General features: G+C 68.9%; 17 protein-coding genes. 14 read left to right on the top strand and 3 right to left on the bottom strand.

Features of this window, described 5'->3' with window-relative positions; all coding sequences use genetic code 11:
• Positions 1–49: 49 nt before the first annotated feature.
• The 8 genes from ABD844_RS27870 to ABD844_RS27905 are packed head-to-tail and all read left to right on the top strand — an operon-like array spanning position 50 to position 7,046.
• Positions 50–1,528 carry a 2-hydroxymuconic semialdehyde dehydrogenase gene (locus tag ABD844_RS27870; RefSeq protein WP_344884238.1) on the top strand — a complete coding sequence of 493 codons (1,479 nt, stop codon included), beginning with the start codon at positions 50–52 and terminating at the stop codon, positions 1,526–1,528.
• The gene (locus tag ABD844_RS27875; RefSeq protein WP_344884241.1) at positions 1,525–2,316 is read left to right on the top strand and encodes a 2-keto-4-pentenoate hydratase; all 792 of its coding nucleotides are present in this window, start codon (positions 1,525–1,527) and stop codon (positions 2,314–2,316) included. The genes ABD844_RS27870 and ABD844_RS27875 overlap by 4 nt, the downstream gene beginning before the upstream one ends.
• Positions 2,316–3,272 (top strand): acetaldehyde dehydrogenase (acetylating), encoded by a 957-nt coding sequence (locus ABD844_RS27880; protein WP_344884244.1) that lies wholly within the window; start codon positions 2,316–2,318, stop codon positions 3,270–3,272. The genes ABD844_RS27875 and ABD844_RS27880 overlap by 1 nt, the downstream gene beginning before the upstream one ends.
• On the top strand, positions 3,269–4,288 hold the full coding sequence (dmpG, locus tag ABD844_RS27885; RefSeq protein ID WP_344884247.1) for a 4-hydroxy-2-oxovalerate aldolase: 1,020 nt from the start codon (positions 3,269–3,271) through the stop codon (positions 4,286–4,288). The genes ABD844_RS27880 and dmpG overlap by 4 nt, the downstream gene beginning before the upstream one ends.
• Positions 4,285–5,082, top strand: coding sequence for a 2-keto-4-pentenoate hydratase (locus ABD844_RS27890; protein WP_344884250.1), 798 nt, complete (start codon positions 4,285–4,287; stop codon positions 5,080–5,082). Before dmpG ends, ABD844_RS27890 begins: the two co-directional genes overlap by 4 nt.
• A complete protein-coding gene (locus tag ABD844_RS27895; RefSeq protein WP_344884253.1) occupies positions 5,079–5,522 on the top strand; it encodes a RidA family protein in 444 nt (147 codons plus the stop codon). Before ABD844_RS27890 ends, ABD844_RS27895 begins: the two co-directional genes overlap by 4 nt.
• A complete protein-coding gene (locus ABD844_RS27900) occupies positions 5,519–6,046 on the top strand; it encodes a 3-hydroxyanthranilate 3,4-dioxygenase (RefSeq protein ID WP_344884256.1) in 528 nt (175 codons plus the stop codon). Before ABD844_RS27895 ends, ABD844_RS27900 begins: the two co-directional genes overlap by 4 nt.
• Before the next feature lie 10 nt (positions 6,047–6,056).
• A complete protein-coding gene (locus ABD844_RS27905) occupies positions 6,057–7,046 on the top strand; it encodes an amidohydrolase family protein (RefSeq protein WP_344884259.1) in 990 nt (329 codons plus the stop codon).
• A gap of 4 nt (positions 7,047–7,050) precedes the next feature.
• On the opposite strand, the gene ABD844_RS27910 is transcribed toward ABD844_RS27905, so the two are convergent.
• A complete protein-coding gene (locus ABD844_RS27910; RefSeq protein ID WP_344884264.1) occupies positions 7,051–8,034 on the bottom strand; it encodes a LysR substrate-binding domain-containing protein in 984 nt (327 codons plus the stop codon).
• Between the two features lie 202 nt (positions 8,035–8,236).
• Between ABD844_RS27910 and ABD844_RS27915 the strand changes: the two genes are divergently transcribed.
• The gene (locus ABD844_RS27915) at positions 8,237–9,013 is read left to right on the top strand and encodes an SDR family NAD(P)-dependent oxidoreductase (RefSeq protein ID WP_344884267.1); all 777 of its coding nucleotides are present in this window, start codon (positions 8,237–8,239) and stop codon (positions 9,011–9,013) included.
• 277 nt (positions 9,014–9,290) lie between these two features.
• Here ABD844_RS27915 and ABD844_RS27920 read toward each other — a convergent pair whose 3' ends face one another.
• On the bottom strand, positions 9,291–9,962 hold the full coding sequence (locus ABD844_RS27920; protein ID WP_344884269.1) for a TetR/AcrR family transcriptional regulator: 672 nt from the start codon (positions 9,960–9,962) through the stop codon (positions 9,291–9,293).
• Positions 9,963–10,037: 75 nt separating this feature from the next.
• On the opposite strand from ABD844_RS27920, the gene ABD844_RS27925 reads away from it, so the two are divergent.
• The 5 genes from ABD844_RS27925 to ABD844_RS27940 all read left to right on the top strand — a co-directional run bounded on the left by ABD844_RS27925 (position 10,038) and on the right by ABD844_RS27940 (position 13,585).
• Complete coding sequence (locus tag ABD844_RS27925) at positions 10,038–10,976, top strand: MBL fold metallo-hydrolase (protein WP_344884273.1); 939 nt, start codon at positions 10,038–10,040, stop codon at positions 10,974–10,976.
• An 11-nt stretch (positions 10,977–10,987) separates the two neighbouring features.
• Entirely contained in the window at positions 10,988–11,500 is a 513-nt protein-coding gene (locus ABD844_RS27930) for a carboxymuconolactone decarboxylase family protein (protein ID WP_344884276.1), read from the top strand.
• A complete protein-coding gene (locus tag ABD844_RS53285; protein WP_425568668.1) occupies positions 11,460–11,885 on the top strand; it encodes a maleylpyruvate isomerase N-terminal domain-containing protein in 426 nt (141 codons plus the stop codon). Before ABD844_RS27930 ends, ABD844_RS53285 begins: the two co-directional genes overlap by 41 nt.
• A 51-nt stretch (positions 11,886–11,936) precedes the next feature.
• Positions 11,937–12,176, top strand: a complete 240-nt coding sequence (locus ABD844_RS27935) for a hypothetical protein (protein WP_344884279.1) — start codon at positions 11,937–11,939, stop codon at positions 12,174–12,176.
• A 938-nt stretch (positions 12,177–13,114) separates the two neighbouring features.
• Positions 13,115–13,585 carry a hypothetical protein gene (locus ABD844_RS27940; RefSeq protein ID WP_344884282.1) on the top strand — a complete coding sequence of 157 codons (471 nt, stop codon included), beginning with the start codon at positions 13,115–13,117 and terminating at the stop codon, positions 13,583–13,585.
• Between the two features lie 763 nt (positions 13,586–14,348).
• Here the strand turns inward: ABD844_RS27940 and ABD844_RS27945 are convergent.
• Complete coding sequence (locus ABD844_RS27945) at positions 14,349–14,510, bottom strand: hypothetical protein (RefSeq protein WP_344884284.1); 162 nt, start codon at positions 14,508–14,510, stop codon at positions 14,349–14,351.
• Positions 14,511–14,553: the final 43 nt, after the last annotated feature.

Here is a 14,553-nt window from a genome sequence, read left to right on the forward strand (position 1 = left end):
CCGTAAGACCTATTTGTGGCACATGGCGCGGTCCGGTGAGCATATGACCATGACCGCAGCGTTCGCAGAGGGCATCGTCCACAACTTCGTCGGTGGACGATTCGTCGAGCCCGACACCACGTCGTTGTTCGACAACGTCGATCCCGCCACCGGCCACGTCGCCGCACGTGTACACGAGGCTGACGCCGCGCTGGTGGCGCGCGCCGTGCAGGCGGCACGTGACGCGCTCGGCGGTTCCTGGTCGCGGTGGACCACGAACGACCGTACGGCCCTGCTCCGCCGGGCGGCCGACCGCATCGAGGAGCGTTTCGAGGAGTTCGTCGCCGCCGAGGTGCGGGACACCGGCAAACCGGTGACGCACGCTCGTGACGTCGACGTCGCACGCGCCATCACGAACCTCCGGGCCTTCGCCGACATCGTCGGAGCGGCCGGTCAGGAGTCGTTCCTCACCGAACTGCCGGATGGACGCCGCGCGCTCAACTACGCGGTGCGCAAGCCGCTCGGGGTCGTCGCCGTGGTGGTCCCGTGGAACCTGCCGCTGCTGTTGCTGACCTGGAAGGTCGCACCGGCGCTCGCCTGCGGCAACGCCGTGGTGGTCAAGCCGAGCGAGGAGACACCCTCCACGGCGGCGCTGCTGGCCGAGGTGCTGCGTGAGGTGGGCCTGCCGGACGGCGTCTACAACGTGGTCCACGGGTTCGGCCGGGACTCCGCCGGGGAGTTCCTCACCGGGCACCCCGGCATCGACGGCGTCACGTTCACGGGTTCGACGGCGACCGGCGCGCACGTGATGCGGACCGTCGCCGCGCGGGTCCGGCCCGTGTCGTTCGAGCTGGGCGGCAAGAACGCGGCCGTCGTCTTCGCGGACGCCGATCTCGGCGCGACACTGGACGGGCTCACCCGGTCGATCTTCTCCAACACCGGCCAGGTGTGCCTGTGTACCGAGCGGGTCTACGTACAGCGCCCGATCTTCGACGACGTGGTCAACGGTCTCGCCGCCCGGGCCGAGGCGCTCGCCCTGGGCGACCCGCTCAGCGAGACGACGACGACCGGCCCACTCATCTCCCAGGCCCATCGGGACAAGGTGCTCGCCTACTTCGGCCTGGCCGAGGAGGCGGGTGCGAGGACCGTCGTCGGCGGCGGCGTCCCGGCGATGGGACCGGCCCTCGACGGCGGTTCCTGGATCGAGCCCACGATCTGGGTCGGTCTCGACCAGCGGGACCGTGTCATGCGGGAGGAGGTGTTCGGGCCGGTCGCCGGCCTGATCCCGTTCGACTCCGAGGAGGAGGCGATCGCTCTCGCGAACGACACCGAGTACGGTCTCGCGTCGTCCGTGTGGACCTCGGACCTCACCCGCGGCCACCGGGTCGCCCAGGCGATGCGGGTCGGCATGTCGTGGGTCAACACGTGGTACCTGCGGGACCTGCGCTCGCCGTTCGGCGGCATGGGCCTGTCCGGGATCGGCCGTGAGGGCGGCGAGGCCTCGCTCCATTTCTACACCGAGCCGACGAATGTGTGCGTGCAACTGTGAAGACGACGATTGACGATGCGGCCGACCGGCTGCTCACGGCGGCCAGAGACGCCGCCCCGTGCGCCCCGGTGCGGGACCTGATCGGCACCGGCGACATCGAGCGGGCGTACGCCGTGCAGGAGGCGGTCGCCGCCGAACGCGAGCGAGCGGGAGCCCGTGTCGTGGGGTGCAAAATCGGTCTCACCGCGAGGTCGGTGCAGGAGCAGTTCGGCGTCTTCGAGCCTGACTTCGGACTGGTGTTCGACGACATGCTGCACTCCCACGGCAGTGAGCTGGAGCGCGGCTCCTACCTTCAGCCCCGGGTCGAGGCCGAGGTCGCGTTCGTCCTCGAAGCGGACATCGAGCCGCCCCGGCCGTCGGTGGCCGACGTGATCCGGGCGACCGGCTTCGTCCTGCCGGCGATCGAGATCGTGGACTCGCGGATCGCGAACTGGGACATCACGATCAGCGACACGATCGCGGACAACGCCTCCAGCGGCGGGGTGGTGCTGGGAACGACCCCGCGATCGCTCGACGGCCTCGACCTCGCCGACGTCGGCATGGTCCTGGAGCACGACGGCGAGGACGTGGCGTTCGGCTCGGGCGCGGCGTGCATGGGATCGCCGGTGGTCTCGGCCACCTGGGTCGCGCGCGAACTCGCCCGCCGCGGCCGGCCGCTGCGGGCGGGCGACATCATCATGACCGGTGCGCTCGGGCCGATGGCCGAGGTGGCGGGCACCGGGCGTTTCACAGCTCGACTGGCCGGACTCGGCCAGGTCGAGGTCAGCTTCGTCGATCGGGAGATGTGATGGCCGCAGGGCGAAAGGCGGGGGCCGTCGTCATCGGCTCCGGCAATATCGGGACAGATCTCATGTTCAAGATCGAACGCCTCTCGGAGCGGCTCTCGATGGCGGCCATGGTAGGCATCGACCCGGAATCCGATGGTCTGGCGCGGGCCCGCAGGCATGGCGTCGCGACGACGGCGGAAGGCGTCGACGGGCTGGCGGACCTGCCCCAGTTCCGCGACGCGGCGGTGATCTTCGACGCGACCTCGGCCGGAGCACACGAGCGGCACGCCGCGTTCGCGCGCCGGCACGGAAAGCTCATGATCGACCTGACCCCGGCGGCCCTGGGACCCTACGCCGTGCCGACGGTCAACCTGGACGAGATGCACTTCGTCGACAACGTGAACATGGTGACGTGCGGCGGGCAGGCGACCATCCCGGTCGTCTCCGCCGTGGCCCGGGTCGCCCCGGTCGCCTACGCCGAGATCGTCGCGTCCATCGCGTCGCGCTCGGCCGGCCCTGGGACCCGCGCCAACATCGACGAGTTCACCGAGACCACGAGCCGGGCGATCGAGTCCGTCGGCGGTGCCGGAATCGGCAAGGCGATCATCATCCTCAACCCGGCGGACCCTCCCATCGTCATGAGGGACACCGTCTACTGCCTGGTGGAGGACTCCCCCGGCCGGGAACGGCTCGACCGGAACGCGGTGGCGCGCGCGGTCAGGGACATGGTCGCGCGGGTTCAGGAGTACGTCCCGGGGTACCGGCTCAAGCAGGACGTCCAGTTCGACCGGCTGGACGGCGTGTACGTCCCGGCGCTCGGCCGTACGTTCTCCGGGACCAAGGTCACGGTCTTCCTCGAAGTGTCCGGAGCCGGTCACTACCTGCCGGAGTACGCCGGCAATCTCGACATCATGACCTCGGCGGCCCTGCGGACGGCCGAGCGGATCCTTGAGCTGCGTGAGGGGGTTGAGCTATGAAGATCTACGTCCAAGATGTGACTCTACGTGATGGAATGCATGCGATGGGTCATTCTTACACGGCCGAACAGGTGCGCAGGATCGCGACGGCCGTCGACGCGGCGGGGGTCGACGCCATCGAGGTGGCGCACGGGGACGGCCTCGGTGGTTCGAGCGCGAACTACGGCTTCGGCGCCCATTCCGACCTTGAGTGGATCGACGCAGCGGCCGAGGTGCTGCAACGTGCCAGGCTCACCACCCTGCTCATCCCGGGGATCGGCACGATCAAGGATCTGGAGCGGGCGCACCGGCACGGCGTCACCAGCGTCCGGATCGCGACCCACTGCACCGAAGCCGACATCGCGGCACAGCACATCGACTGGGCCCGGTCGCATGACATGGACGTGTCCGGGTTCCTCATGCTCAGCCACATGCTGGACCCGGCGAGACTCGCCGCGCAGGCCGCGCTCATGGAGTCCTTCGGCGCCAACTGCGTCTACGTCACGGACTCGGGGGGACGCCTGACCGGCCGTGACGTCGCCGAACGCGTCGACGCCTACCGTGACGTGCTCGACCCGCGGACCGAGGTCGGGATCCACGCGCACGAGAACCTCTCGCTCTCGGTGGCGAACAGCGTGACCGCCGTCGAGCACGGGGCGGTGCGGGTGGACGTGGCGCTGGCCGGACAGGGCGCCGGTGCGGGCAACTGTCCCGCGGAGCCCTTCGTGGCGGTGGCCAATCTGCTGGGCTGGGAACACGGGTGCGACCTCTTCGCGCTGCAGGACGCCGCCGATGACATCGTCCGCCCGCTCCGCACGCGTCCCGTCAGGGTGGACCGCGAGACGCTGACCCTGGGGTACGCGGGCGTCTACTCCAGTTTCATCCTCCATGCCGGGCGAGCGGCCGAGAAGCACGGCCTCGACGTACGCGCCATCCTGATGGAGGCCGGGCGCCGCAGGCTCGTCGGCGGGCAGGAGGACATGATCGCGGACGTCGCGCTCGACCTCGCCGCCGCCGGACGGGAGGGCGACCGATGAGCCTGACGGACGGCGAGGTCGAGCGGCTCGCGCACGAGCTGGACGACGCCCAGACGTCGACACGCGCGGTCACCGGCCGATCGGGTGGCGAGGACTGGGACGTCGCGAGCGCGTACCGGGTGCAGCGGGCCCTCGTGTCCCGCCGCCGGTCACGCGGGGAACGGCCGATCGGTCTCAAGCTCGGGTTCACCAGCCGGGCCAAGATGCGCCAGATGGGGGTCCACGAGGTCATCGTCGGGCAGCTCACCGACGCGATGGACGTCCCGGACGGCGGTGAGCTGGGCCTCGGCGGCCTGATCCATCCGAGGGTGGAGCCCGAGGTCGCGTTCAGGATCGCCAGAGACGTGGACCCGGACGAGCCGTCGGCCTCCCTCGCGACCGCGGTGGACGCCGTGGCCCCCGCCCTGGAGATCATCGACTCGCGCTACCGGGACTTCCGGTTCTCCTACGCGGACGTGATCGCCGACAACACGTCCGCGGCGGCGTTCGTCGTCGGCCCGTGGAGCGCGGTGCGGCCACTGGACAACCTGGCGGTGCGGATGGACCTCGGATCCCGGACCGTGGCGGTCGGGAGTACGGGGGCCATCCTCGGAGATCCGCTGCGCGGCCTGCGGTTGCTCGCCGGGATCGCCCGCCGCCACTCGATCCCGCTCCGCGCGGGCGACGTCGTCCTCGCCGGGGCGGCGACCGCGGCGGTACCGCTCACCGAGGGCTTCGCCACCGCGCAGGTGTCGACCCTGGGCCGGGTGTCGGTGCGCGTGGCCGCGGGCCGGAGCGGGGGCGAGGCGTCATGACGGGCAGCCGCACGATCGACGGGCTCGCGCGTCCCCGCGGCAGGTTCCCGCACGTGAAGGTCGCGGGCGATCTGGTGTTCGTGTCCGGTACGAGCTCGCGACGGCCCGACAACACCTTCGTCGGCGTCGAGGTCGATGAGTTCGGCGCCACCGACCTCGACATCCGCGCCCAGACCCGTGCGGTCATCGAGAACATCGGCCGCATCCTCGGCGAGGTCGGGGCGACCCTGTCGGACGTGCTCCAGGTGACCGCCTACCTCACGTCCATGAACGACTTCGGCGGGTTCAACGAGGTCTACGCCGAGTTCTTCGACGAGGACGGCCCGACACGGACGACCGTCGCGGTCCATCAGCTCCCGCACCCGCACCTGCTCGTCGAGATGCAGGTCATCGCCCGCCGTCCACACCCGCACCCAGACGACCAAGGAGAACGCACGTGACGGACGCACTCATCCCGGTACCGATCAACTTCGCCTCGTGGATCAGTGAGCACGAGCACCTGCTGAAGCCGCCGGTGAACAACCGGACGATCCAGACCGGCAAGGACTTCATCGTCCAGGTCGTGGGCGGCCCGAACCAGCGGACCGACTTCCATCTCGACCCGTACGAGGAGTGGTTCTACCAGATCAAGGGCGACATGTATGTCGATCTCATGACGCCTGACGGCCCGCAGACGGTCCACATCAGGGAGGGCGAGGTGTGGCTCCTGCCTGGCAACCTGCCGCACTCGCCCCAGCGTCCGCAGGAAGGCTCCATCGGATTGGTCATCGAACGGATTCGCGAGGAGGGGACGCTGGAGAAGTTCCAGTGGTACTGCCCCACCTGTTCCAGCCTTGTCCACGAGGTGGAGCTTCAGGTGCGTGACATCGTCGAAGATCTTCCTCCCGTGTTCAAGGAGTTCTATGAGAGTGAGGACGGCCGGACCTGTGCCACCTGTGGAGCCGTGCACCCCGGCAAGGGCTGAAGGCGTGACCATGAGCGGCTCTATCGACGTACACACGCACTATGTTCCCCGTGGCTGGCCCGACCTCGGATCGGTGGAGGAGCCCGCCCCCTGGCTGCGCATCGACTCGGAGCGCGATGCCATGATCATGATGGGTTCCACGGAGTTCCGCGCCATCCAAGACAACTGCTGGGACGCCGAGGTGCGCATCGGCGAGATGGACGCCGACGGCGTGGACATCCAGGTCCTCTCGCCGACGCCGGCGTTCTTCTCCTATGGCCGGTCCGCCTCCCAGGCCGCCAAGATCTCGGCGATCTTCAACGATTTGGCGCTTGACATCTGCGCGCCCGCTCCGGACCGGCTGCTGCCGTTCTGCCAAGTGCCGCTGCAGGACACGGACGCGGCCTGCCGTGAACTGGAACGGTCGATCGCGAACGGCCATCGGGGGGTCGAGATCGGCAACCACGTGGGCGATCGGGATCTGGACAGCGCGGGCATCGTGACGTTCCTGCAGCACGCGGCCCGGCTGAACGTTCCCGTGTTCGTCCACCCCTGGGACATGGCCAGGTCGCCGCGGCTGGACCGGTGGATGGCGCAGTGGCTGACGGGAATGCCCGCCGAGACGCATCTGTCGATCCTCGCCATGATCCTCGGTGGCGTGTTCGACCGTATCGATCCCGGTCTGCGGATCTGCTTCGCCCACGGCGGCGGCTCGTTCGCGTTCTGGGTCGGGCGGATGGACAACGCGTGGCACCAGCGTCACGACGTCATCGGCACGTCCGAGCACCCACCGTCGCACTACCTCGGTCGCTTCCACACCGACTCGGTGGTCTTCGACCACCGGGCGCTGAAACTGCTGGTGGACACGATCGGCGTCGATCGGGTGATGCTCGGCAGCGACTACCCCTACCCCCTGGGCGAGCGTCCGGCAGGACGCGTGATCCACACGAGCCCCGACCTCGGGGAGGCCGAGCGCCGGGCGATCCTGCGCGGGAACGCCGAGACCTTCCTGGGTCTCTGACGTCTCAGTCGCGGGCCGGCGGGATCGGGGCGCCGGGTGATAGATCGGGTGGCAGATCGGATGGCAGGGAGAGGTCGCGTGCCGTACGGCGGAGGGTGTCGATCAACGCGGACGTCGCCGGGTTGAGACGGCGGTCGGCCTGCAGCGTGAGCCCGACGCTGTGCCCGATGCGCTTCAGGGAGATGGGGAGCATCGAGATCCGCGGATCCTCCCGGGCGATGAGGTCCGGCATCACCGCGATGTTGTGGGTCTCCAGGAGAAGGTGCCGGACCGTGAGGAACGACGTCGTCTCCACCCTGTTCTGCGGGAGCTCGAATCCGTTCTCCAGGAAGTACGTTTCGAGCTCACGCCGGAGCACCGTCTCGACCCCGGGCAGGATCCAGGGATACTCGGCGAGATCGTCCAGCCGAACATCGGAACGCCGGGCCAGCGGGTGCTGTGCGCCGACCACGACCCGTACCGACTCCTGGTACAGCGTGCGGCGCACGAGCCGTTCGTCCGACGGCGAGGTGAGACGGCCGACGACGACGTCGAGTCGTCCCGACTCCAGCTCGGCCAGCAGCATGTCCGTCCCGCCCTCGCGCACGATCACGGTGACCAGCGGGCGTTCGGCCTTGAGGGCCGCGATCGCCCGGGGGATCAGCAGGTTCGACCCGGTGAGGTGGGTCCCCACGACCACGGTTCCACGTTCCGCGTCGGCGATCTCGGCGACGTGGCGGGCCGCCTGGGAGAGCTGGGAGAGGACGGCGCGCGCGTGGGAGGTGAAGGCGACGCCGAAGTCGGTGGGGGTGAGCCCGCGGGGGCCTCGATCGTAGAGGGCGACGCCGAGGACCTGCTCGAGGTCTTGCAGGCTGCGGGTGACGACGGGCTGGGTCACGTGCAGGGCCCTGGCCGCGCCGATCACGGTTCCCTGAGTGCTCAGCACGTCGACCAGGACGAGGTGCCGCAGCTTGAGTCTTCCGTCGAGCAGCTTGGGGACGTGGTGCATGCGATCGAGTGTAGTCCGACCATGCCTGGGCGAACATGGAACATGGCGAGTAGTACTGATTTTGGCTATAGCATCACGGACATATGTCCACACGTAAGGTGAATGTCCTGATCCCACTATCGACCCGCATCGTGCTGGATGCTCTGACTGTCGGACTGGACGGCGGCTCATGGAAAGGCCGCCGGGATGCGAGGAGTGCGCGTTGAACGATCTGAACGGGATGATCGCGATCGTGACGGGAGGGTCGTCGGGAATCGGTGCGGCCACGGTGCGGCGGCTGATCGCCGACGGAGCGCATGTGGTCTCTGGCGACCTGGCACGGCCCGCCGACAACCCGCCGGAGCTTCACCACGTGAACCTCGACCTGGCCGATCCGGACGCGGGAACGGCTCTGGTGGACGCCACCTTGGAACGTTTCGGCCGCCTCGACATCCTCGTCAACAACGTCGGCATCGCGCCCACCCGGCCCTCCTTCGTGAGCACCACCGACGACGAGTGGGCGAGGACGTGGAGCGTCAACGTCATGAGCGCGGTGCGCGTCTCCCGAGCCGCGCTTCCCGCGCTGGAGGCGTCACGGCGGGGCGTGGTCGTGTTCGTCGCGTCGACCACCGGGCGGACGCCTGACCCGTACTTCGTCGACTACGCGGTCACGAAGGCCGGCCTGGTGACGCTGGCGAAGACGCTGTCGGAGGAGTTCGGCCCGCACGGCGTGCGGGTCAACTCGGTGTCGCCGGGCTCCATCCGCACGCCGCTGTGGGACCAGCCCGGCGGGTTCGTGGACGGCCTCTCGGCCCGTCTCGGCCTTCCCCGGGAGGAGGCCGTGCTGGCGTTCGTCCGTTCAGAGCGGCGGATCAGTCTCGGGCGTCCGGGACGCGCCGACGAGGTCGCCTCGGCCATCGCGTTCCTGGTGTCCGACGACGCTTCCTACATCACCGGGATCGACCTGGTCGTCGACGGCGGCTCGACGAAGTCGGTGTAACGGGACCGGTCCCGGCGCCGTGCTCGATCACCGCGGCGGCCGGTTTCGCCATGATCGAGCGGGCTGTGACGGCCGACGTGCCGTTCTCCTGGTTCACCGCCGATGAGGAGTTCGGGCAGAATCCCGGCCTGCGCGCCTTTCTGCTCGCCGTGAGGGTCGGCGGTTCCGCGTACCGGATGCCCTTGTGTGGATGTCCGGCGGATACTACGGCAACCCCTTGTCGGCGTGACCGTCGCCGCCGCGCCGCCGGTCGAAAGACGTACCCCTTGAAAGCGGGTCATCCACCCGAACGGCGGGCGAGGCGCTCGGTGTGAGCCGAGCGGCCCGCGGGCCGGCCCGCCGCGTGCGACGCCTCCTGGGCCAGGCCGTTGAGCGTGGTACGGACCACGCGCTCGGTCTGGAGATCGACCGCGCGCGGGTCGTCGAAGCGGACCAGGCCGTCGGCCAGCAGCACGGCCAGCCCGTGCAGCGCCGCCCACACGACGAACTCCGCCCCTTCCCGCGTGGGTCCCGGCAGTCCGCCGGCTTCGGCGAGCCGGTCGAGCTCCGCGGTGAGCACGTCGTGCGGGTGGGGGGAGATGGCGGAGTCCGGGGCGGTGGCGCCGCCGCGCAGCACGAGCCGGGCGACGGCTGGGTCGTCGAGCGACCAGCTCACATAGCTGCACCCCAGGGCGATCAGCCGCCGCTGCGGGTCGTCCCTTTGGCCGGGCGCGCGCTCGCAGTCCTGCCGCAGGCGCTCCCCGAGCCAGGCGAGCGTCCGCTCGGACAGAGCGCGCACCAGCGTGTCGCGGGAGGCGAAGTGGTGGTAGGCGGCGCTGGGGCTGACGCCGACACGCGCCGAGGCCTCGCGCAGGGACCAGCCGTCGGTGCCGCGCTCGCGTACGAGAGCCTCGGCGGCGTCAAGCAGTGCGCTGCGCAGGTCGCCATGGTGGTATCGCCCTTTTGCCATCGCCCGATCTTAACACTGCTCAGATGTCTGCTACGCTCGCACGCATCTCAACACTGTTCAGATTGGAGCTGGATCATGTGCCCCGCCGATGTGACGCCGAACCCGTCCCCTGACCTGAGCGTCTTTGCCGACGTACGGACGAGCCCGTCGCCGATCGTGCGCGGCGAGCCCGTCGAGGTGTCCGACGGCGTGTACGTCATCCCCGACAAGCGCGTCGAGCTCGTCCCGAACGTCGGCATCGTCGTGGGCGAGCGCGCCGCGCTGATCATCGACACCGGCATGGGCCCCCGCAACGGTACCCACGTCCTGGAGCAGGCCCGGCGCCTGGCCGGCGACCGGCACCTGTACCTGACCATCACGCATTTCCACCCCGAGCACGGGTTCGGGGCGCAGGCGTTCAAGAGTGCCGCGACGATCGTCTACAACGCCTCCCAGCGCGCGGAGCTGCACCGTAAGGGCGCCGCCTACGTCGAGATGTTCAAGGGTCTGAGCGCCGCCGCGGCCGCCGAGCTTGAAGGTGTCGAACTCGTCGACCCCGACCTGGTCTACGAGGGCCAGGCCGAGATCGACCTGGGCGGGCACAAGGCGGCGCTGCGGGCGGTCGGGCCGGCGCACACGGGCTCCGACCAGGTCATCGTCATCGACGACCGGGTGCTGTTCGGCGGTGACCTGATCGAGACCCGTATCTTCCCGATCGCGCCGTACTTCCCGCCGCACGACGTGGACGTGAACGGCCCTGGATGGATCGGCGTGCTCGATGATCTGATCGCCCGCGGCCCCGAGATCGTCGTGCCCGGCCACGGGGAGGTGGCAGACGTCTCATTGATCCGCGACGTCCGCGACTACCTCGACTACGTGTACGGGGAGGCCGCACGGCTGCGCGCGGCCGGAGTCTCCGCCGACGAGACGGCCGCGAAGATCGACGAACAGGCGCGCGCCCGCTGGAGCACCTGGGAACGCCCCGAGTGGATCGGCTTCGCCGCCCGTGCCTTCTACGCCGGCGCACATCGGTGACCGGCCGCAACGTGAGCGGTTCCGAAGCGGCTGGGCGGGAGGAAGAAGGACGACGGCAGCAGGGTATCGCGGCCTACGCGAGAATCTTCGACGTCCCCGAGCAGGAGGTGCCCGCCGTGTTCGCCGCGCGGGTGGGAACGGGGTTCACCGAGGAGGCGCTGCAAGCCGCCGGGGGTGCCGCATGGTCGCACCCCGCCCTCACCGGGCGCGACCGCAGCATCGCCGTCCTCACCGCCCTGGCCGCCCAGGGCGTCTCCGGCGACCGCCTGCTCACCCACCTGCGACTGGCCCGCGAGCACGGGCTCGGCGACGACGCCCTCACCGCCCTCATGACGCTCCTGGCCTGCTACATCGGATACCCCCGGGCCTCTCAGGCCATCGAGACCGTCCACGCCACGACGGCCGAGGCCGCCACGCGGCCCGCCCTCGCACACGCCCGGGACGCCGACGCCTCCACGCCTCACGCCTCCACCCAGACGGCCCATGACCACGTACGTCCCGCACCGAAATCGCAGAGCATATGAGCAAGCCCCGACGCGGTTATCACCCCCTCTGCGCACGGAGCACGACCGGCTGTCCGGACTGGCGCCCACCTTCAGCGAGGATGACCTGGCCCGGCCGTCCGGCGCGGCCGAATGGGACATCTCCCAGGTGCTCAGCCACCTGGGCAGTGGCACCGAGATCAGGCGGGCCACTCCCCCGGCCGCCTTGGGCCAAGGATCGAAGCCCGAGCGCGACGACATGGAGGCCATCTGGGCGACCTGGAACGGCATGACGCGCAGGCAGCGCGCCAATCGTCCTTGCGGTCGGGAGCCTGCGAGAGCCCTGGGTCTGGAAGCATGTCGACGTACCACGTACCACGAATCGCCTCTGGCCAAGTTGATCAGCTTCATCCGGAAAGCTTCGTGATCATCATTCAGTGCCGAGGCCTGCGCCCTGATCGCAGACGGCAAGAAGGCCGTGATCAGCGGCATCGACGTGGTCGAGGCGCCGTCCACCGCACCGGCTGCCCCGCCGCAGCGCCACCTCGCACTCGGCCTCGGCGGCCGCGTGCAGCCGTTCGCCGAGAAGTACGGCTACGAGCACCTGATGGACTTCACCAAGGCCCAGCTACGCCGGGAGTTGATCGGCCGGCTGGAGCACACACGCTGCCCGGTGTGCTGGATCGCACCACCTTCTACGACGAGAACGACAACGTGATGGCGGACCCGTTCTGACCTCCGGAGGGACCCGAGCGGCCCTCATGTCCAGACTGTCGGACGGCTCGGCGAGCAGGTGGTGCGTCGTGATCGACTGGGCGGCACACCCGCCGCCACGGCATCAGGAGGCCTCATGCCGCTCTCGCTCGACGGACTGGAGTTCGTCCCGGCCGCCCGACCCGCGCAAGTGACCAGGTGGCGTGCGACTGGCGAGGAGCAACCAGAGGCTTGGCGGCGATCCCCGGACTGAACCCGTCGCGGCTGGCCACTGCACGTGTTGCCACCTCAGCAGCGACGGCAGCAGAGGCCACGGCCACCGTCGCGGACCTGCGGCCTGGCGCGTCATCAAGGCCGCCGCCGATGTCACTGTCACCGCCACCAAAGTGGAGCTGTTCCCGATCCGCGTCGTGGTGGTGGTGAGCTCCCGCTCGAACAGCGCCTCGGCCGCGCTGGTCGGCCGCTCGATCTGCTTGGGCGTGGGCCGCTCGGTCCGGTCCTCAATCGGCGCGCAGCCGCTCCCCCGATGTCTCCACCGGGCACATCTTGTCGGCCAGCCACAGCGTCGGCTTGTCCTCACCGGCCACCGTCGGCCACCGCCCGGCACAGCGCGAACCGATTGTCACCCGCGAGTGGGGCGCCTGGTGATGGACTGCGAGACCCCGATCACGCCCGACCAGGGCAGCACCTACTGGTGTTCACCCCGGCAGACGGCGAGACCCGGCAGCGGCTGGAGCTGCTGCGGGTGCTCGGTCTTGAAGAGTTTCCCTCGGGGGTCACGGGGAGGATCGAACGTCGAGCTGACGTGTCGATACATGGATTGTTTGGTGTGGTGTGCGGGAGTGCCAATCAATGGTCTGTGCGTTAGAAATCTCAACGAGCGCACCGACGAGCAATCTCACTGATTCTGGATCAATATGTGAGAGACGAAGGGACGGTTACATGTCATTAGGGACCAAGATCAAGGCTCTGGCCTGTGCCGGCGCAACCGCGCTGGCCCTGATTGCTACACCCGGCACGGCACACGCCGGAACGGCCGGCGCCCAGATGGACGTGAGCGAAAGCTCCTTCTACGTGTCGTATGGCAACACCGTCGTCAGGGGATCCGTTAAATGGGGCAGCGGCTACTCCGCGACTATCACGGGCTCTCTGAAGGCCGCGTCCAATGGCCGAATCGCCTGCGTGCAGGGCTACACAGGCAGATGGACGTACGAGACCTCTGAATGGTGCACCCGGCAACTCCTTGCCGGACAATCAGAAAGCTTCAATTGGACGCTGAACCTGCCCTATGCGGGTGGTGTCCAGCACCTCTACGTCAGGTTAAGAGCTACGGAAGTAAGTAATGACTGGGACGACATGGTCGTAGGTGCCGACTACTGCAACCGTGATTCGATCTACTGCTCCAACGGCTGATCTTCACCGCAGGCTGGTACGCGGGCACCAGAGATCGTCCGCGAGCGACGCGCACAGTGGGTGGTGACGTCGCGGACGGACGCGGGGACGGTGCACACGAAGCATGTCGAGCGGGTGCCCGGTGAGCGACTGTCGCAGGTTCCGGCCGAGGCCCTGCGGGAGCGGCACAAGAAGGTCCCACGCTTCAAATGATCATGAAAAGAGGTGAGGCGCTGAGCGCGAATCTCAGCGCCTCACCTCGTGACCAACACTGGCCATCAGACCAGGTCAGTTGGGCCGCGAGCGGCCACCATGACGAGCATTCCGTGCGTGCTGGCAGTGTCCGCAGTCTGCCGGCACGCGAAGATCATTCCTCTCCGCTCAAGATCACCGAGCGGAGGCAACACCTGGGCGCGTGGGCCTGACAGCTCGCCCGGATCCCTGCTCCACCATCCGCACCGGCAGAACACTGACTTGTTCGGATGCTCCGGACAGCCTGGTGGAGAAGCCGGTGACGATGAGCAGCTGAACTGCCCGGCGTGTCCCTCAGCGTCGATCAGGCTTGCGTCATCGACAACAGCCCGCCCTGGGGGATCGTCAAAAAGCTCCTGGGATGGAGTGAGCAGTGCTCCTTCACGGGCGAGGGGCGATGACCCACGTCATCCAAGGCATGCCGCGGCTGAAATCCTCTCCTGCCCTCAGACCAGGAGCCCCAGGATTTCGGGCGCCTCCCAGGCCGTCAGCCGCCGCTCAGGGCCGGTTTCCTGATGCGCGAACTGGTTGATCAGGTCGGCGAGGGCTTGCCGGTCCTGCTCGGACAGATCCTGCAGGTGGACGTGAACGCCCGGCCTGCCCCGCGCAGCCCCGCCAGGTACGCGCGCGCCTCGACATGCAACTCGAGGTCCTCGTCCACCACCACCCACGACACCGACTCATCGGCGGCCACTTCCCTATTGAATAGGCGTGTTGTTCCTGTTCAGTAGAGGAGC

This window comes from Nonomuraea antimicrobica (genome assembly GCF_039536965.1).
Taxonomy (GTDB): Bacteria; Actinomycetota; Actinomycetes; order Streptosporangiales; family Streptosporangiaceae; genus Nonomuraea; species Nonomuraea antimicrobica.